The sequence below is a fragment of the Kitasatospora sp. NPDC022856 genome (genome assembly GCF_055561235.1).
This window is the reverse complement of the sequence record NZ_JBVHHE010000001.1, coordinates 505,671-522,655: the sequence shown is the minus strand read 5'-3', so window position 1 is coordinate 522,655 and position 16,985 is coordinate 505,671. Positions and strand designations below refer to the sequence as shown.

Here is a 16,985-nt window from a genome sequence, read left to right as displayed (position 1 = left end):
CGACTGCCAGCAGGCGACCGGGCCGCTCGGCTAGCATGCGGCCGTACGCCCCGACCGACACCGTGCGACACCGCGAGGAGACCCCGATGGCCGGCGAGCCGCAGTCCGACTGCCTGTTCTGCAAGATCGTGGCGGGCGAGATCCCGGCCACCGTGGTGCGCAAGACCGAGCGCGTCCTCGCCTTCCGGGACATCGCCCCGAAGGCTCCGACCCACGTCCTGGTCATCCCGCACGCCCACTACCCGAACGCCGCCGCGCTGGCCGCCGCCGAGCCGCGGATCGCCGGCGAGCTGCTCGCCGAGGCCGGCGAGGTCGCCCGGGACGAGGGCCTCGACGACTACCGGCTGATCTTCAACACCGGCGCGGGCGCGGGCCAGACCGTCTTCCACGCCCACGTCCACGTGCTCGGCGGCATGCCGATGAACGAGCGCATGGTCTGAACGACGTGTCACAGCGCGAACTCGTCGTCCTCGGCACGGCCAGCCAGGTCCCGACCCGGCACCGCAACCACAACGGCTACCTGCTGCGCTGGGACGGCGAGGGCCTGCTGTTCGACCCCGGCGAGGGCACCCAGCGCCAGATGCTGCACGCCGGGGTCTCCGCCACCCAGATCACCCGGATCGCGGTCACCCACTTCCACGGCGACCACAGCCTGGGCCTCGCCGGGGTGATCCAGCGGATCAACCTGGACCGCGTCCCGCACCCGGTGGACGTCTACTTCCCGGCCTCCGGGGAGGTCTACTTCGAGCGGCTGCGGCACGCCACCGCGTTCCACGAGACCGCCGTGCTGCGCCCCCGCCCGATCGACGGGCCGGGGCCGCTGCCGGCGCCCGGCGCCCGCTTCGCGCTGGACGCCGTCCGGCTCTCGCACCCCGTCGAGTCCTTCGGCTACCGGCTCACCGAGCCGGACGGCCGCCGGCTGGTGCCCGAGCGGCTGGCCGCGCTCGGCATCGCCGGCCCGGACGTCGGCCGGCTCCAGCACCGGGGAGCGATCGAGTCGGGCGGCCGGCGGATCACCCTCGACGAGGTCAGCGAGTTCCGCGGGGGCCAGCGGTTCGCCTTCGTGATGGACACCCGGCTCTGCGAGGGCGTCCACGAACTCGCCGAGGGCGCCGACCTGCTGGTCATCGAGTCCACCTTCACCGACGCCGACACCCGGCTCGCCGAGGAGCACGGCCACCTCACCGCCGGCCAGGCCGGCAAGGTCGCCGCCGAGGCCGGCGCGGGCACCCTGGTGCTGACCCACTTCTCGCAGCGCTACCCGGACCTCGGCCAGCACCTCGCCGACGCCCGCAAGCACTTCGACGGCACCGTCGTGCTCGCCGAGGACCTCGCCCGGGTGCCCGTGCCGCCCCGCCGGCGGCCGTGAGCGGCCGGGCGCGCGGAGCCGCGGGCCGGTGGCCGTGCGCCCGGGCGGGGCACCGGTCCCGGGCGGAAAACCGTTCGCGCCGCTCCGCGATCTGCCCCAGCATCGTCGGGAGCGGCCCCGCCGCCCGCCGCAGCGATCACGCTCGCGGCGTACCCTGGTGCCCCGGAAGGACCGCGCGGCACCACGAGACCACGGATTGGGATGAGGCAGGCCCCAGCGCCGACCTATGAGTGACACATCGCAGACCCGTACGAACGGACAGCCGCGCCCCGAACCGGCCGACGAGGGCCGTACCAGCGCCCGGATCGTCATCCCCGAGAAGCACCCGATGGTCACCCTGCTCGGCACCGCGGACTCGCTGCTGAGGGTGATCGAGCGAGGCTTCCCCGCCGCGGACATCCACGTCCGCGGCAACGAGGTGACCGCCACCGGAGAGCGCGCCGAGGTCGCCCTCGTCAAGCAGCTCTTCGACGAGATGATGCTGGTGCTGCGCACCGGCCAACCCCTCACGGAGGACGCCGTGGAGCGCTCCATCGCCATGCTCCGGAGCGCCGTCGACGACCCGGACAGCCCGGCGCCGTCGCAGGTGTTCACCGCGAACATCCTGTCCAACCGGGGCCGCACCATCCGCCCCAAGACGCTCAACCAGCAGCGCTACGTCGACGCGATCGACAAGCACACCATCGTCTTCGGGCTCGGCCCGGCCGGTACCGGCAAGACCTACCTCGCGATGGCCAAGGCCGTCCAGGCCCTCCAGGCCAAGGAGGTCAACCGGATCATCCTGACCCGTCCGGCGGTCGAGGCGGGGGAGCGGCTGGGCTTCCTGCCCGGCACCCTCTTCGACAAGATCGACCCGTACCTGCGCCCGCTCTACGACGCGCTGCACGACATGATGGACCCGGACTCCATCCCGCGCCTGATGGCGGCCGGCACCATCGAGGTCGCCCCGCTCGCCTACATGCGCGGCCGGACCCTCAACGACGCCTTCATCATCCTCGACGAGGCCCAGAACACCTCGCCCGAGCAGATGAAGATGTTCCTCACCCGCCTCGGGTTCAACTCCCGGGTGGTCGTCACCGGCGACACCAGCCAGATCGACCTCCCGGGCGGCACCCGCAGCGGCCTCAAGGTCGTCCAGGAGATCCTGGTCGACGTGCCCGACATCCACTTCTCCGTGCTCACCAGCACCGACGTGGTCCGCCACAAGCTGGTCGGCCGGATCGTGGACGCCTACGAGCGCTGGGACGCCCGGCAGGAGGCCGAGGAGAACGCTCCGTCGGCCCGCAAGCCCGGCCAGCGGCGCCCCGGCAAGACGACCGCACCGCGCGCACCCCGACAGTCCCATCGCACCGAAAGCTGAGTAACCAGCCCGTCATGTCGATCGACATCGCCAATGAGTCCGGTTGGGACGCCGACGAGGAGTCCATCCTCGACGTCGCCCGCTACGCGCTGGACAAGATGCGGATCCACCCGCAGTCAGAACTGTCCGTGATCCTGGTGGACGGTGCGGCGATGGAGGAGCTGCACATCCAGTGGATGGACCTCCCCGGCCCGACCGACGTGATGTCCTTCCCGATGGACGAGCTGCGTCCCGGCAAGGAGGGCGAGGAGCTGCCGCAGGGCCTGCTCGGCGACATCGTGCTCTGCCCCGAGGTGGCCGAGCAGCAGGGCAAGGCGGCTCCGTCCAAGCACTCGATGGACGAGGAGCTGCAGCTGCTCACCGTCCACGGGGTGCTCCACGTGCTCGGGTACGACCACGAGGAGCCGGACGAGGAGGAGGAGATGTTCGGCCTCCAGAAGGCCATCCTCGACGGCTGGCGGGCCGGCCGCGGCCTGGGCGGGATCTCCCCGGCCCCCACCACCCACTGAGCGCGGAGCCCGAACCCCTGTGAGTGGTGAGAGTACGAGTTTCATCCTCGGCGCCGTGCTGCTGGTCGTCCTCGGCTGGCTGGCGGCCTGCGCCGAGGCGGGTATCTCCCGGGTCTCCCGGTTCCGCGCGGAGGAGGCGGTCCGGGCCGGCCGGCGGGGCTCGGCCCGGCTGCTGGCGCTGGCCTCCGACCCGATCCGCTACCTCAACCTGGCCACCCTGATCCGGGTGGCCAGCGAGATGGCGGCGGCGGTCCTGGTCACCGTGGTCTGCGTGCGGAGCCTGGACTCCACCTGGCAGGCCGTGCTGCTGGCGTTCGGCGTGATGGTGCTGGTCTCCTTCGTGGCGGTCGGCGTCTCGCCCCGCACGATCGGGCGCCAGCACCCGCTGACCACCTCCACGGCGGCCTCCTTCGTGCTGCTGCCGCTGGCGGGCGTGCTCGGCCCGATCCCGCGGCTGCTGATCCTGCTCGGCAACGCGCTGACCCCGGGAAAGGGCTACCGCGAGGGGCCGTTCGCCTCCGAGGCGGAGCTGCGCGCCCTGGTGGACCTCGCCGAGAAGGACGACCTGATCGAGGACGAGGAGCGCCGGATGGTGCACTCGGTCTTCGAGCTGGGCGACACCATCGTCCGCGAGGTGATGGTGCCGCGCACCGACCTGGTGATGATCGAGCGTCACAAGACCGTCCGTCAGGCGCTGACCCTGGCGCTGCGCTCGGGCTTCTCGCGGATCCCGGTGGTCGGCGACAACGAGGACGACGTGGTCGGCATCGTCTACCTCAAGGACCTCGTGCGGCGCACCCACATCAACCGGGAGGCCGAGTCCGAGGAGGTCGGCGCGGTGATGCGGCCGGCCGTCTTCGTCCCGGACTCCAAGCCGGCCGGCGACCTGCTGCGCGAGATGCAGCAGCGCCGCTCGCACGTGGCGATCGTGATCGACGAGTACGGCGGCACGGCCGGACTGGTCACCATCGAGGACATCCTGGAGGAGATCGTCGGCGAGATCACCGACGAGTACGACCGGGAGATCGCGCCGGTCGAGGACCTCGGTGACGGCTCGTACCGGATCACCGCCCGGCTGCTGGTCGAGGACCTCGGCGAGCTGTTCGGGATCGAGCTGGAGGACGAGGACGTCGAGACCGTCGGCGGCCTGCTCGCCAAGCACCTCGGCCGGGTGCCGATCCCGGGCTCGTCCTGCGAGATCCCGCTGCCCGAGGACGCGGCCACCGACCTGACCGCGATCCGGCTGACCGCGGAGAGCTCGGCCGGCCGCCGCAACCGGATCGGTTCGATGGTCGCGATCCCGGTCCGGGTCTCGGCCGAGGCCCTCCAGGAGTCCGGCGAGTAGCGTTCGGGCGGCCGCGGGGCGACGATGGCGTCATGACTCATCTACTGCGTGCGGAGTACGGCCCGCAGGGTCGGTCGGCCGGGGCGAAGACCTGGCACGTCGTCCGGGCCGCCGAACCCGCGGCGGCCCTCTGCGGCCGCACGATGGACACCGACGCCGAGACCCGGCCGGACCAGGAGTGGGGCACCGGGCTGCGCTGCTGTCAGCAGTGCGGCTCGCTGTACATGCACGAGGTGCCGCACATGCAGGGGAGCCACCCCTACAGCTAGGCACATGCGGGGGTACCGCCCCCCGGAAGCCAGGCCGTGCGCCCGCTCCGCGGTCGGAGTAGCGTGAACGAAGGCCGTTTCGACGTCGCCATGGTGGAGGTCACCATGAAGCTGCAAGACGAACTGCCGGTCGACCACCGGCTGCTCCTGGTCTGGCGGACCGGGGCGGGACTCGGCGGGATCTTCCTGATCGTGTTCGGCATCCTCGGGCTGGCGGACCATCCCGGCTTCCTGTCCACCGAGGGCGACGACATCGCCGGGATGTCGACCAACGGAGCGCTGAGCATCCTCTCCATCGTGATGGGCGCGGTCCTGGTGGCCGGCGCGGTGATCGGCGGGAACTTCGCCGCCAACCTCAACATGGTGGTCGGCATCCTCTTCGTGCTCTCCGGTTTCTACGGGCTGACGGTGCTCGGCCGGCCGGATGCCAACATCCTCAACTTCCGGATGTCCAACGTGCTGTTCGCGTTCATCTTCGGACTGGTCGTGGTGACCTTCGGGATGTACGGCAGGGTCAGCAGCCATCTGCCGCACGACAACCCGTACTGGCGCAAGCGGTCCGCCGAGGAGGAGCCGCTGCCGAACGGTCCGAAGACCTTCGTCAAGGTCATGCGGCCCGGGCCGCCCAATCCGATCGGCCACTGAGGCCACTGAGGCCACTGAGGCGACCGACCGGCCGTCCGCGTCGCAGGGCGCGGTCGGCCGGTCGGCGGGGCGTCCTATGCTCGGCGCCATGAGTGACATCGTCGAGCTGGATCCCGAAGACAAGAAGATCATCACCCTGGCCCGCTCCGCGCGCGCCCGCAACGGCGTCGCGGAGGGGGCCGCGGTGCGTGACGAGACCGGGCGCACCTACGTGGCGGGCACGGTCGCGCTGGAGTCGCTGCGGCTCAGCGCGCTGCAGACGGCGGTGGCGATGGCGGTGGCCAGCGGCGCCAGGTCGCTGGAGGCGGCCGCCGTGGTGAGCGAGGCCGGGGAGCCGGCCGAGGCCGATCTGGCCGCGGTGCGGGACCTCGGCGGGGCCGGGACGCCGGTGCTGCTCGCCGGACCGGACGGGGCGCTGAAGGTGGCGGCCGAGGCGCGCTGAGGCGCGTCGACGGCGTACCGGGGCCCGCCGGGGGCCGCCGGGGGACGGCTCGGGGCGCCCGGGGCAGCCCGGGCGCCCGGCCCTCCAGGATCCGCAGATAATCTCACCGGTACAGATGGTGAGCAGGTCGCGGTGAGGGGGCTGGGGGCATGGGACCGTTCGCGTTCTTCGCGGGCCTGCTGCTGGGCGTCATGGGGATGGGCAAGTGGCAGGAGACCGGGTCGCCGTTCTGGCTCTGGGGCTCCGTCGCCTTCCTCCTCATCGTCCTGATCAGCGGGATCTCCGCCGTTCTGGGCGGCAAAAAGGGCTGACGGGGGCGGGCTGTCCGCCGGGCGCCCGGTGATCAGGGAGAATGGGGCCCATGAGTGCCCCTTCCTCCTCGTACCGCTCCGGCTTCGCGTGCTTCGTCGGCCGGCCCAACGCGGGCAAGTCGACCCTGACCAACGCCCTGGTGGGGACGAAGGTCGCGATCACCTCCGACCGTCCGCAGACCACCCGGCACACCGTGCGCGGCATCGTGCACCGCCCGGACGCCCAGCTCGTGCTGGTCGACACCCCCGGTCTGCACAAGCCGCGCACCCTGCTCGGCGAGCGGCTGAACGACCTCGTCCGCTCCACCTGGGCCGAGGTCGACGTGATCGGCTTCTGCCTGCCCGCCGACCAGAAGCTCGGCCCCGGCGACAAGTTCATCGCCAAGGAACTCGCCGACATCAAGAAGACCCCCAAGGTGGCCATCGTCACCAAGACCGACCTGGTGGACTCCAAGCGGCTGGCCGAGCAGCTGATCGCCGTCCACCAGCTCGGTGCCGAGCTGGGCATCGAGTGGGCCGAGATCATCCCGGTCTCGGCGGTCGGTGACAAGCAGGTCGAGCTGGTCGCCGAGCTGATCACCAAGTTGCTCCCGGAGGGCATGCCGCTCTACCCGGACGGCGACCTCACCGACGAGCCCGAGGTGATCATGGTCGCCGAGCTGATCCGGGAGGCCGCCCTGGAGGGCGTCCGGGACGAGCTCCCGCACTCGCTGGCCGTGGTCGTCGAGGAGATGATCCCGCGCGAGGACCGCCCGGCGGACCGGCCGCTGCTGGACATCCACGCGAACGTCTACATCGAGCGGCAGAGCCAGAAGGCCATCGTGATCGGGGCCAAGGGCGCCCGGTTGAAGCACGTCGGCACCACCGCCCGCAAGCACATCGAGGCGCTGCTCGGCACGCCGGTCTACCTGGACCTGCACGTCAAGGTCGCCAAGGACTGGCAGCGCGACCCGAAGCAGCTGCGCAAGCTGGGCTTCTGAGCGCGCCCGCACCGAGCGGGGCCCGTCCGGACGACCGCGTCCGGACGGGCCCCGCGCCGTCCCCTAGGCGCCCTCGCGCAGCACCAGCGAGACCAGCTCCCGTTGCGACTCGGTGAGCTTCGGGTCGGCGCAGTGCACCGTCCGGCCGTCGACGGTGATCTCGTAGTGGAAGCCGTCCGGCACCCCGTAGGAGGGCGCCCGCAGCCCGCCCGCGACGGCCTCGCGGGCGAGCGCGTGCACGTGCGGGGCGTCCGTCCGCGCGGTGGTGTCGAGCTCCGCGCGGCGGACGTTCCCCGCGAGGCCGCCGGTCCGGGTCACCTGGATACGCATGGTGTCCATGGTGCTACGCAGGGATGGCGTTCGCCGGGCTTTTCCAGGACCTTGACCTTATGCGCTCTTAAACCTTATGACCGCTCAAGTCGGGCTCGACCGCGGTCGGGCGGCTCAGGCTGTACTGACCCCGACCTTCGCCCAGGCCGCCGTCACGGTGTCGCCCACCGCGGGCTCGGGGTAGCGGGCCCGGGCGGCCGCCACGGTGGCCCGGGCGAAGGCCGCGAAGTCGGCGTCCCCGGGCAGCTGCCGACCGGTCAGCGCGTCGTACCAGATCCGCCCGGCCCGCTCCCAGGCCGGTCCGCCGAGCGCGGTGGCCAGCAGGTAGAAGGCGTGGTTCGGGATGCCGGAGTTGATGTGCACGCCGCCGTTGTCCCGGGCGGTGCGGACGTAGTCGCGCAGATGGGCCGGCTGCGGGTCCTTGCCGAGCCGGGGGTCGTCGTACGCGGTCCCGGGCGCCTTCATCGAGCGCAGTGCCACCCCCTGCACGCCCGGGGCGAGCAGGCCGGCGCCGATCAGCCAGTCCGCTTCGCCGGCGTCCTGGCGCAGCGCGTACTGCTTCACGAGCGAGCCGAACACGTCGGAGACGGACTCGTTGAGCGCGCCGGGCTGGCCCCGGTACTCCAGTGCGGCGGTGAACTGGGTGACGCCGTGGGTGAGTTCGTGGCCGATCACGTCGACGCAGGCGGTGAAGTCGCCGAACACCTCGCCGTCGCCGTCGCCGAAGACCATCCGCCGGCCGTCCCAGAAGGCGTTGTCGTAGTCGCGGCCGTAGTGCACGGTGGCGTCCAGCCGCAGACCCTGGTCGTCGATCGATCGGCGGCCGAAGGCGTCGGCGAAGAGGGCGAAGGTGTTGCCGAGGCCGTCGTAGGCGTGGTTGACGGACTGGTCGGGGACGGGCTCCTGGTCCTCCCGGCGGACGGTGCGGCCGGGCAGCCGTTCGCTGTGTCCGGCGTCGCAGACCACCCGCTCCAGGCGGGTGCCGCCGGGCTGCGGCGCAGTGGCGGTGAGGCGGGCCGTGCGGTGCGCGGCATCCAGGGCGAGGGAGCGGGCGGCGGGCTCGTGACCGGCCTCGGCGAGGCGGTCCAGGACGTACGGCGGAACGATCGCGCAGAGCGGCGGTTCGGCGGTCATGTGGCCAAGGGTGAGGCATTCGTGACCCGTTGTCACCGGCGTGGACGGAATCGGGCGCCGTCTCAAGGGGTGGAATGTCCGCCCGGCTCACTTCGGGGGCGCGTGCTCCTCGGTTACGCTGGACGACATCATGCGCAACGGGCTGCTTCTTCTTAGCTGCCGCGTCGAGGGCCTGTAGTCCACCAGGGCCGGCTCCCTCGCCGCGGGGACTGTGCTGTGCGCGTTGCAATACTGCGGCCCACCGAGGGGTCGTGCGCGGCAGCAGGCCGGCCGGTCGGGTGTCCATCTCACCCCGACAAGCCCCGCATCACAGGAAGCCGAGAGTCACCTCCATGACCGAGCAGAGCTCCGCCGCGTCCATCCCCGCCGGTCGCGCGTTCGTCGACCGTCCGACGCCGATCACCGCCGCGACCGTGCGCCAGCGGGGCGCCGGCATGCGCCACGGCCGCTACCTGCCGTTCGGCACGGTCGACCTGCCGGACCGCAGCTGGCCGTCGAAGGTGATCACCAAGGCGCCGCGCTGGCTCTCCACCGACCTGCGGGACGGCAACCAGGCGCTGATCGACCCGATGTCCCCGGCCCGCAAGCGCAAGATGTTCGACCTGCTGGTCGGCATGGGCTACAAGGAGATCGAGGTCGGCTTCCCCTCCTCCGGCGCCACCGACCACGCCTTCGTACGGTCGCTGATCGAGGAGGGGGCGATCCCGGAGGACGTCACCATCTCGGTGCTGACCCAGGCCCGCGAGGAGCTGATCGAGAAGACCGTCGAGTCGCTGGTCGGCGCGCCGCGGGCGACCGTGCACCTGTACAACGCGACCGCGCCGCTGTTCCGCCGGGTGGTGTTCCGCAACGACCGGGCGGCCACCAAGGCGATCGCCACCGACGGCACCCGGCTGGTGATGGAGTACGCCGAGAAGCTGCTGGGCGACGACACCGTCTTCGGCTACCAGTACTCGCCGGAGATCTTCGTCGACACCGAGCTGGACTTCGCCCTGGAGGTCTGCGAGGCGGTGATGGACGTCTGGCAGCCGGGCGAGGGCCGCGAGATCATCCTGAACCTGCCGGCCACCATCGAGCGGGCCACCCCGAACGTCCAGGCCGACCAGTTCGAGTGGATGTCGCGCAACCTGTCCCGCCGCGAGCACGTCTGCCTGTCGGTGCACCCGCACAACGACCGCGGCACCGCCGTCGCCTCCGCCGAGCTGGCCTACATGGCCGGCGCCGACCGCATCGAGGGCTGCCTGTTCGGCCAGGGCGAGCGGACCGGCAACGTCGACCTGGTGACCCTGGGCATGAACCTGTTCTCGCAGGGCATCGACCCGCAGATCGACTTCTCCGACATCGACGAGGTGCGCCGCACCGCCGAGTACTGCAACCAGATGGAGGTGCACCCGCGCCACCCGTACGCCGGCGACCTGGTGTACACCTCCTTCTCCGGCTCGCACCAGGACGCGATCAAGAAGGGGTTCGACGCCCTGGAGGCCGACGCGAAGGCGGCCGGCGTGCCGGTGGGCGAGCACACCTGGGGTGTGCCGTACCTGCCGATCGACCCGAAGGACGTCGGCCGCACCTACGAGGCGGTCATCCGGGTCAACAGCCAGTCCGGCAAGGGCGGCGTCGCCTACGTCCTGAAGAACGACCACAAGCTGGACCTGCCGCGCCGGATGCAGATCGAGTTCTCCCGGATCATCCAGGCCAAGACCGACGCCGAGGGCGGCGAGGTCACCCCGGCGGCGATCTGGGCGGTCTTCCAGGACGAGTACCTGCCGACCACCGACAACCCGTGGGGCCGGATCTCGCTGAGCGGCTCGCGCAGCCTGACCACCGAGGACGGCCGGGACGCGCTGACCGCCCAGGCCGTGGTCGAGGGCGCGCCGGTCACCCTGGCCGGTACCGGCAACGGCCCGGTCTCCGCCTTCGCCGACGCGCTGGGCCGGATCGGGGTGGACGTCCGGGTGCTGGACTACGCGGAGCACGCGCTGAGCGAGGGCGGCGACGCCCAGGCCGCCGCGTACGTCGAGTGCGCCGTGGACGGCAAGGTGCTGTGGGGCGTGGGCATCGACGGCAACACGGTGCTGGCCTCGCTGAAGGCGATGATCAGCGCCGTCAACCGGGCGCAGCGCGGGTAGTTCGTACGAGTGGTAGTGGCGGGCCGTCCTCCGGGGCGGCCCGCCGTCGTCGTGGGCGGTCCCGGGTGGGCGGCTGTGGCCTGCGCCACATTTTTTCGGCCCGGAAGCCGTTCGAGGTACTGACACGTGCCGGTAACCATGGCAACATCGACCCACCGGAAATCCGGGTCGGTGGGACGGCCTCGGGGTCCGGTCGCGTGACCTGCCCATTGTTGTGCAGGCCGCCTGCCATGTCTGGGGAGTGGCGCCGTGACAGGGTTGTGGGGTGTTCGCCCGCGCTGGCGGACTGACGTTCTCGGTGACTTCTTCTGTCCAGGCTGCGGCGGGGACCGCAACTACCGCCGGCAGCACGGCCGGCGGTGGCTGCGGTTGCTGGGCGCGGCGGTGCTGCCGCTCGGCCCGGTCGTCCGCAGCGTGCAGTGCACCACCTGCCACGGCCGCTACGGCGTGGAGAGCCTGGACCAGCCCACCTGCGTGCGCCTCGGCGGGATGCTGCGCGACGCGCAGTACACCGTCGCCCTCGCGCTGCTGGCGGCCGGCGGGACGGCGCACCGGGCGGCCCGCGAGGCGGCCTGCGCGGCCGTCCGGGAGGCCGGTTTCGACGACTGCGGCGAGGCCCAGGTGCTCGCCGCGCTGGCCGCGCTCTCCGGGCTCGGCGGCGAACTCCGGGACGCCCACGACCTGGAGGCGTCCTCCGGGCTCGGGGACGCCGGCGCGCTGGCGGTGGAACTGCACGCGGTGCTCGAACCGCTCGCCCCGCACCTGGCCCACCACGGCCGGGAGCGGCTGCTGCTGCAGGGGGCGGCGATCGCGCTGGCCGACGGGCGCTACCTGCCCCAGGAGCGGGAGGCGCTGGCCGCCGTGGGGCGCTGCCTGGACCTGCCGCAGGCGAGGGTCGGGGCGCTGCTGGAGGCGGCCACCCGCGCTTCGTACTAGGCCGCGCGGGCCACGTCCCGGCCGCGCGGGAAGGACCTCGGCCGTCGCACCACGCGGACCCCGGACGGCCGCCCCCGGGACCCCCACGAACCGGGCCCGAACCGCCCCCCGGCCCCCCGGCCGGGCGGCGCCCCACCCCGGGCCCGCCGTGCCCCGCACCGGTCGGGTCTCCCCCACGGCCCCGGTGCGGGCCACACGGCTGCCGCCCGGAGGTCGGCCGGTGGGGGACAATGGTGGGATGTCCACACTGTTCGACGCCGGCCGCGAGGCCGCCGCATGAGCCTGTTCCGGGACGACGGCGTGGTGCTCCGGGCGCAGAAGCTCGGCGAGGCCGACCGGATCATCACCATGCTCACCCGCCAGCACGGCAAGGTGCGCGCGGTGGCCCGCGGGGTGCGCAAGACCAAGTCCAAGTTCGGCGCCCGGCTGGAGCCGTTCTCGCACGTGGACGTGCAGTTCTTCAGCCGGGGGAGCGAGCTGGTGGGGCGCGGGCTGCCGCTCTGCACCCAGGTGGAGACGATCGCCCCGTACGGCGGCTCGATCGTCACCGACTACGGCCGCTACACCGCGGGGACGGCGATGCTGGAGACGGCGGAGCGGTTCGCCGAGAACGAGGGCGAGCCGGCCGTCCAGCAGTACCTGCTGCTGGTCGGCGGCCTGCGGACGCTGGCGGCCGGGGTGCACGAGTCGCACCTGGTGATGGACGCCTTCCTGCTCCGCTCGCTGGCCGTCAACGGGTACGGCGCGAGCTTCACCGACTGCGCCAAGTGCGGCCTGGAGGGCCCGAACCGGTTCTTCTCGCTCCAGGCGGGCGGCGTGCTGTGCGGAGACTGCCGAGTCCCCGGTTGTGCCGTACCCTCCCCTGAGACACTGGTACTGCTCGGGGCGCTGCTGTCAGGGGACTGGCGGACGGCCGACACCTGCGAGCCGAGGTACTGGCGGGAGGGCAGCGGCCTGGTCGCGGCCTATCTGCAGTGGCACCTGGAGCGGGGCATCCGCTCGATGAGATACGTGGAGAAGTGAGCACATGGCAGCGCGACGGCTCTTCGGCGGTGGCAAGCAAAGGGAGTACCTCCCCCCGACCCCGCACCCCAGCGGCGCACAGCCCCCGAAGATCCCCGGCGAGCTGGTCCCCAACCACGTCGCGATCGTGATGGACGGGAACGGGCGCTGGGCCAAGGAGCGCGGGCTGCCGCGCACGGAGGGCCACAAGGTCGGCGAGTCCGTGGTGCTGGACGTGCTCAAGGGCGCGATCGAGCTCGGTGTGAAGAACATCTCGCTGTACGCGTTCTCCACCGAGAACTGGAAGCGCTCGCCCGACGAGGTGAAGTTCCTGATGAACTTCAACCGGGACGTCATCCACCGCCGCCGTGACGAGATGGACGCGATGGGCGTGCGGGTCCGCTGGGCCGGCCGGATGCCCAAGCTGTGGAAGAGCGTCGTCCAGGAGCTCAAGGTCGCCGAGGAGCAGACCAGGGAGAACGACGCCGTCACGCTCTACATGTGCGTCAACTACGGCGGCCGGGCGGAGATCGCGGACGCCATGGCGGCCATCGCGGCCGATGTCGCGGCGGGCCGGCTGGACCCGAAGAAGGTCAACGAGAAGACCATCGCCAAGTACCTGTACCACCCGGACATGCCGGACGTGGACCTCTTCCTGCGCCCGAGCGGCGAGCAGCGGACGTCCAACTTCCTGCTCTGGCAGTCGGCGTACGCGGAGTTCGTGTTCCAGGACGTGCTCTGGCCGGACTTCGACCGCCGGGACCTCTGGCGGGCCTGCGAGCAGTACGCGCGGCGCGACCGCCGCTTCGGCGGGGCGATCCCCAACGAGGTCGCCCCCGGCGAGGCCGCGGAGGTCCCCGCGCAGCGCTGAGCCGCCGTCGGGCGCGGTCCGCGTCCCGGCGCCGGGACGCGGAGCGCGCCCGACGGGGTACGCCGAAGGGCCCGTGGGAGCCAGCTCCCACGGGCCCTTCGGCGCGGCCGGATCAGGCCTTCTTGGCGCACTCCGCACAGGTCCCGAAGATCTCCAGGGTGTGGGCGATGTCGCTGAACCCGTGCTCGGCGGCTACCGAGTTGGCCCAGCGTTCGACGGCCGGCCCCTCCACCTCGACGGTCGCGCCGCAGTGCCGGCAGACCAGGTGGTGGTGGTGCCCGCTGCTGCAGCGGCGGTAGACGGCCTCGCCGTCGGCGGTGCGCAGCACGTCGACCTCGCCGGCGTCGGCGAGCGACTGCAGGGTGCGGTAGACCGTGGTCAGACCCACCGAGTCGCCTCGGTGCTTGAGCATGTCGTGGAGCTCCTGCGCGCTGCGGAAGTCCTCGATCTCGTCCAGGGCCGCCGAGACGGCGGCTCGCTGCCGGGTCGAGCGGGCGCGCGGCGACGGGCCTGCGGTGGTCACCGTGGGTCCTCCTGGGGGTGTGGGCATCTCGCACCTCATTGTGCCAGCCCCGCCCTCCGGTCCGGAGTGGTCGCGTCGGACGCGCTCTGCCCGGGCAGTTGGACGTCGCAGACCGCGGGGCCGGGGTCGGCCTTCGCCGTCCGGTGCCGGTGGCGGGCCAGCGGTGCGGCGATCGCGCTGAACACCGCGAACACCGCGATGGCGAGCAGCACGATGGCCGGTCCGGAGGGGACGTCGAGCTGGTAGGAGCCGGTGACGCCGGCCAGCGAGACCAGGACGCCGAGGCCGATCGAGGCGGCCTGGGTGGCGGCGAAGGAGCGGGTGAGCTGCTGGGCGGCCACCACCGGGACCACCATCAGCGCGCTGACCAGCAGCAGCCCCACGACCCGCATGGCGACCGTGACGGTGATCGCGGCCATCACCGCGAGCAGCAGGTTGAGGAGGCGCACCGGCAGGCCGGTGACCCGGGCGAAGTCCTCGTCCTGGCAGATCGCGAAGAGCTGGCGGCGCAGGCCCACGGTGACGCCGATGACCACGGCGCCGAGGACGCCGATGGTGACGAGGTCGGCGGGGGCGACGGTCAGGATGGAGCCCCAGAGGTAGCTCTCCAGGCTGCCGGCGCCGGCCTGGGCGGACTTCGAGACGAGCAGCTTGCCGCAGGCCATGCCGCCGTAGAACAGCATGGCGAGGGCGATGTCGCCACGCTGGTTGCCGCGCGAGCGGACCAGCTCCATGGTGACGGCGCCGAGGACGCAGACCAGGACGGCCATCCAGACCGGGCTGGTGTCGAAGATGAAGCCGAGGCCGACCCCGGTCATCGCGACGTGGCCCATGCCGTCGCCCAGCAGTGCCTGGCGCCGCTGCACCAGGTAGATGCCGACGGCCGGCGCGGTGATGCCGACCAGGACGGCGGCGAGCAGGGCGCGCTGCATGAAGTCGTAGGAGAGCATCTCGGTCATGCGAGCAGCCTCGGCGGGGTGTGGTCGGCGTGCGGATGGACGTGGTCGTGGCCGGGCAGGGCGTGCAGGCCGGTGTTGGGGACGGGCGGGCCGTCGTGCGCGACGCAGCCGTCGCGCAGCACCACGGCGCGGTCGATCAGCGGCTCCAGCGGCCCGAGTTCGTGCAGCACCAGCAGCACGGCCGCGCCGCGTCCGACCTCGGCGCGCAGGGTGTCGGCGAGCACCTGCTGGCTGGTGGCGTCCACTCCGGCCATCGGCTCGTCCATGATCAGCAGGTCGGGGGTGCCGACCAGGGCGCGGGCGATCAGCACCCGCTGCTGCTGGCCGCCGGAGAGGTCGGCGACGCCGTCCCCGGCCCGGTCCAGCATGCCGACGGCGGTCAGCGCGCGGTCCACCGCGTCCCGGTCCCGGCGGCGGAAGGGCAGCAGCCGGTGCTGCGGGAGCCGCCCGGTGGAGACCACCTCGCGCACGGTGGCCGGCACGCCGGAGGCGGCGGTGGTGCGCTGCGGCACGTAGCCGACCCGGTGCCAGGCACGGAACTTGGCGAACGGGATGCCGAACAGGTCCAGGCTGCCGTGCTCCAGCGGGACGGCGCCGGTGACGGCCTTGACGGTGGTGGACTTGCCGGAGCCGTTGGCGCCGAGCAGGGCGACCACCTCGCCGGGTTGCACCGTGAGGTCGACGCCGCGCAGCACCGGCCGGCCGCCGCGCGAGGCGACGGCGTCGTGCAGGCGGACGGCCGGGGGTATCGGGTGGGTCATGGCGTGTTGTCGTCCCCTCAGCTGGTGGTGGCGCCGGCCGTGCCGAGCGCGGCCCGCAGGTTGGCGAGGTTCTGCTCCATCACCGTCAGGTAGGTGTCCTTGGCCGGGTCCTTGACGCCCTCCAGCGGGTCCAGCACCGCGGTCCGGAGGCCGAGGTCCTTGGCGACGGTCTCCGCGAGCTTGGGGCTGACCAGGGTCTCGAAGAAGATCGTGGTGACGCCGTTGTCCTTGGCGGCCTTCTGGACGTCGGCCAGCCGGGCGGGGGTGGGCTCGGACTCCGGGTCGACGCCGTTGATGGCGACCTGGGTGAGGCCGTAGTGCTCGGCGAGGTAGCCGAAGGCGGCGTGGCTGGTGACGAAGGTCCTGGTGTTCGCGTCCTTGAGGCCGTCCCGGAACCGCTGGTCCAGGGTGGTGAGCTTGCCGACCAGTTCGTCGGTGTTCTTCCGGTAGTCGGCCGCGTGCGCCGGGTCGGCCTTGGCGAACTCGGCGCCGACGCTCTGGGCGACCGCCGCGTAGCGGGTCGGGTCGAGCCAGATGTGCGGGTCGCCGGGGGCGCCGTCGTGCTGGTGGCCGTCGCCCTCGGCGTGGCCCTCCTCGCCCTCGCCGAGGTGGTGGTCGACCAGCGGGCTGGCGGCGGTGGCGTCGACGACGTGCTTGGCGCCGGAGTCGGCGACCGCCTTGTCCACGGTCGGCTGGAGGCCCTTGAGGTAGAGCAGGGCGTCGGCCTTCTTGACGCTCGCGACCTGCTTGGCGGTGAGGTCGAGGTCGTGCGGCTCGGTGCCGGCCGGGGTCAGGGTGGTGACCTTGACGTGCTCGCCGCCGATCTGCGAGGCGAGGAACTCCATCGGATAGAACGAGGCGACGACGCCCAGCTTGCCGTCCGTGCCCTTGGCGCCGCCGTCCCCGCCGCAGGCGGTGAGCAGGAGGGTGCCGGCGAGGGTGGTCGCGGTCAGGGCGAGGACGGTGCGGGTAGGTCGTCGGATCATCATGACAACCATTCTCAGGTTAGATGGAAATGATTGTCAAATCACTCGGACGGGTGAACGGTGGATGGTGATGGTCGGGCGGGGCCGGGCGATACCGATTTGAACCCCGTACCCGTATGGCCGG

At 72.2% G+C, this 16,985-nt stretch carries 20 protein-coding genes; 14 read left to right on the top strand and 6 right to left on the bottom strand.

Going from position 1 to position 16,985, the window contains the following annotated elements; all coding sequences use genetic code 11:
• Positions 1-86 precede the first annotated feature (86 nt).
• The 10 genes from ACZ34W_RS02375 to era all read left to right on the top strand — a co-directional run bounded on the left by ACZ34W_RS02375 (position 87) and on the right by era (position 7,230).
• Complete coding sequence (locus ACZ34W_RS02375) at positions 87-440, top strand: histidine triad nucleotide-binding protein (protein ID WP_329487584.1); 354 nt, start codon at positions 87-89, stop codon at positions 438-440.
• A 5-nt stretch (positions 441-445) separates the two neighbouring features.
• Positions 446-1,369, top strand: a complete 924-nt coding sequence (locus ACZ34W_RS02370; RefSeq protein ID WP_465600936.1) for a ribonuclease Z — start codon at positions 446-448, stop codon at positions 1,367-1,369.
• Positions 1,370-1,595: 226 nt separating this feature from the next.
• Positions 1,596-2,729 (top strand): PhoH family protein, encoded by a 1,134-nt coding sequence (locus ACZ34W_RS02365; RefSeq protein ID WP_396487028.1) that lies wholly within the window; start codon positions 1,596-1,598, stop codon positions 2,727-2,729.
• A 14-nt stretch (positions 2,730-2,743) separates the two neighbouring features.
• Complete coding sequence (ybeY, locus tag ACZ34W_RS02360) at positions 2,744-3,238, top strand: rRNA maturation RNase YbeY (protein ID WP_329487582.1); 495 nt, start codon at positions 2,744-2,746, stop codon at positions 3,236-3,238.
• Positions 3,239-3,257: 19 nt separating this feature from the next.
• Positions 3,258-4,583 carry a hemolysin family protein gene (locus ACZ34W_RS02355; RefSeq protein ID WP_329487581.1) on the top strand — a complete coding sequence of 442 codons (1,326 nt, stop codon included), beginning with the start codon at positions 3,258-3,260 and terminating at the stop codon, positions 4,581-4,583.
• Between the two features lie 32 nt (positions 4,584-4,615).
• Positions 4,616-4,852, top strand: coding sequence for a hypothetical protein (locus ACZ34W_RS02350; protein ID WP_329487580.1), 237 nt, complete (start codon positions 4,616-4,618; stop codon positions 4,850-4,852).
• Between the two features lie 63 nt (positions 4,853-4,915).
• Positions 4,916-5,497: a DUF4383 domain-containing protein gene (locus ACZ34W_RS02345; RefSeq protein ID WP_329487579.1), complete on the top strand. Its 582-nt coding sequence runs from the start codon at positions 4,916-4,918 to the stop codon at positions 5,495-5,497.
• 88 nt (positions 5,498-5,585) lie between these two features.
• Positions 5,586-5,939, top strand: coding sequence for a cytidine deaminase (locus tag ACZ34W_RS02340; protein ID WP_329487578.1), 354 nt, complete (start codon positions 5,586-5,588; stop codon positions 5,937-5,939).
• Between the two features lie 149 nt (positions 5,940-6,088).
• Complete coding sequence (locus tag ACZ34W_RS02335; protein WP_329487576.1) at positions 6,089-6,250, top strand: hypothetical protein; 162 nt, start codon at positions 6,089-6,091, stop codon at positions 6,248-6,250.
• Positions 6,251-6,300: 50 nt separating this feature from the next.
• A complete protein-coding gene (gene era / locus ACZ34W_RS02330) occupies positions 6,301-7,230 on the top strand; it encodes a GTPase Era (protein ID WP_329487573.1) in 930 nt (309 codons plus the stop codon).
• Positions 7,231-7,293: 63 nt separating this feature from the next.
• On the opposite strand, the gene ACZ34W_RS02325 is transcribed toward era, so the two are convergent.
• Together ACZ34W_RS02325 and ACZ34W_RS02320 are read right to left on the bottom strand one after the other, a co-directional pair.
• Positions 7,294-7,560 (bottom strand): protealysin inhibitor emfourin, encoded by a 267-nt coding sequence (locus ACZ34W_RS02325; RefSeq protein WP_329487572.1) that lies wholly within the window; start codon positions 7,558-7,560, stop codon positions 7,294-7,296.
• A 114-nt stretch (positions 7,561-7,674) separates the two neighbouring features.
• The gene (locus ACZ34W_RS02320; protein ID WP_465600927.1) at positions 7,675-8,694 is read right to left on the bottom strand and encodes a M4 family metallopeptidase; all 1,020 of its coding nucleotides are present in this window, start codon (positions 8,692-8,694) and stop codon (positions 7,675-7,677) included.
• Between the two features lie 332 nt (positions 8,695-9,026).
• On the opposite strand from ACZ34W_RS02320, the gene leuA reads away from it, so the two are divergent.
• From leuA to ACZ34W_RS02300, 4 genes are all read left to right on the top strand, one after another.
• A complete protein-coding gene (gene leuA / locus ACZ34W_RS02315) occupies positions 9,027-10,823 on the top strand; it encodes a 2-isopropylmalate synthase (RefSeq protein ID WP_329487570.1) in 1,797 nt (598 codons plus the stop codon).
• Positions 10,824-11,072: 249 nt separating this feature from the next.
• Positions 11,073-11,759 carry a TerB family tellurite resistance protein gene (locus tag ACZ34W_RS02310; protein ID WP_329487569.1) on the top strand — a complete coding sequence of 229 codons (687 nt, stop codon included), beginning with the start codon at positions 11,073-11,075 and terminating at the stop codon, positions 11,757-11,759.
• Between the two features lie 276 nt (positions 11,760-12,035).
• Positions 12,036-12,782 (top strand): DNA repair protein RecO, encoded by a 747-nt coding sequence (gene recO / locus ACZ34W_RS02305; protein ID WP_329487568.1) that lies wholly within the window; start codon positions 12,036-12,038, stop codon positions 12,780-12,782.
• 4 nt (positions 12,783-12,786) lie between these two features.
• Entirely contained in the window at positions 12,787-13,632 is an 846-nt protein-coding gene (locus tag ACZ34W_RS02300) for an isoprenyl transferase (RefSeq protein ID WP_329487567.1), read from the top strand.
• A gap of 112 nt (positions 13,633-13,744) precedes the next feature.
• Here the strand turns inward: ACZ34W_RS02300 and ACZ34W_RS02295 are convergent, their stop codons facing one another.
• Genes ACZ34W_RS02295 through ACZ34W_RS02280 form a run of 4 tightly spaced genes read right to left on the bottom strand, consistent with a single transcriptional unit; the run spans position 13,745 to position 16,864 of the window.
• On the bottom strand, positions 13,745-14,155 hold the full coding sequence (locus ACZ34W_RS02295; protein WP_329487566.1) for a Fur family transcriptional regulator: 411 nt from the start codon (positions 14,153-14,155) through the stop codon (positions 13,745-13,747).
• A gap of 35 nt (positions 14,156-14,190) precedes the next feature.
• A complete protein-coding gene (locus ACZ34W_RS02290) occupies positions 14,191-15,114 on the bottom strand; it encodes a metal ABC transporter permease (protein WP_329487564.1) in 924 nt (307 codons plus the stop codon).
• On the bottom strand, positions 15,111-15,875 hold the full coding sequence (locus ACZ34W_RS02285) for a metal ABC transporter ATP-binding protein (RefSeq protein ID WP_329487562.1): 765 nt from the start codon (positions 15,873-15,875) through the stop codon (positions 15,111-15,113). Before ACZ34W_RS02285 ends, ACZ34W_RS02290 begins: the two co-directional genes overlap by 4 nt.
• Positions 15,876-15,892: 17 nt before the next feature.
• A complete protein-coding gene (locus ACZ34W_RS02280; RefSeq protein WP_329487561.1) occupies positions 15,893-16,864 on the bottom strand; it encodes a metal ABC transporter substrate-binding protein in 972 nt (323 codons plus the stop codon).
• Positions 16,865-16,985: the final 121 nt, after the last annotated feature.

What these genes read in the sequence shown, in the direction of transcription:
- ACZ34W_RS02375 (WP_329487584.1), top strand. Translation starts at nt 87, where the DNA reads ATGGCCGGCGAGCCGCAGTCCGACTGCCTGTTCTGCAAGATCGTGGCG.
- ACZ34W_RS02365 (WP_396487028.1), top strand. Translation starts at nt 1,596, where the DNA reads ATGAGTGACACATCGCAGACCCGTACGAACGGACAGCCGCGCCCCGAA.
- ybeY (WP_329487582.1), top strand. Translation starts at nt 2,744, where the DNA reads ATGTCGATCGACATCGCCAATGAGTCCGGTTGGGACGCCGACGAGGAG.
- ACZ34W_RS02350 (WP_329487580.1), top strand. Translation starts at nt 4,616, where the DNA reads ATGACTCATCTACTGCGTGCGGAGTACGGCCCGCAGGGTCGGTCGGCC.
- ACZ34W_RS02340 (WP_329487578.1), top strand. Translation starts at nt 5,586, where the DNA reads ATGAGTGACATCGTCGAGCTGGATCCCGAAGACAAGAAGATCATCACC.
- ACZ34W_RS02335 (WP_329487576.1), top strand. Translation starts at nt 6,089, where the DNA reads ATGGGACCGTTCGCGTTCTTCGCGGGCCTGCTGCTGGGCGTCATGGGG.
- era (WP_329487573.1), top strand. Translation starts at nt 6,301, where the DNA reads ATGAGTGCCCCTTCCTCCTCGTACCGCTCCGGCTTCGCGTGCTTCGTC.
- ACZ34W_RS02325 (WP_329487572.1), bottom strand. Translation starts at nt 7,560, where the DNA reads ATGCGTATCCAGGTGACCCGGACCGGCGGCCTCGCGGGGAACGTCCGC.
- ACZ34W_RS02320 (WP_465600927.1), bottom strand. Translation starts at nt 8,694, where the DNA reads ATGACCGCCGAACCGCCGCTCTGCGCGATCGTTCCGCCGTACGTCCTG.
- leuA (WP_329487570.1), top strand. Translation starts at nt 9,027, where the DNA reads ATGACCGAGCAGAGCTCCGCCGCGTCCATCCCCGCCGGTCGCGCGTTC.
- recO (WP_329487568.1), top strand. Translation starts at nt 12,036, where the DNA reads ATGAGCCTGTTCCGGGACGACGGCGTGGTGCTCCGGGCGCAGAAGCTC.
- ACZ34W_RS02300 (WP_329487567.1), top strand. Translation starts at nt 12,787, where the DNA reads ATGGCAGCGCGACGGCTCTTCGGCGGTGGCAAGCAAAGGGAGTACCTC.
- ACZ34W_RS02290 (WP_329487564.1), bottom strand. Translation starts at nt 15,114, where the DNA reads ATGACCGAGATGCTCTCCTACGACTTCATGCAGCGCGCCCTGCTCGCC.
- ACZ34W_RS02285 (WP_329487562.1), bottom strand. Translation starts at nt 15,875, where the DNA reads ATGACCCACCCGATACCCCCGGCCGTCCGCCTGCACGACGCCGTCGCC.
- ACZ34W_RS02280 (WP_329487561.1), bottom strand. Translation starts at nt 16,864, where the DNA reads ATGATGATCCGACGACCTACCCGCACCGTCCTCGCCCTGACCGCGACC.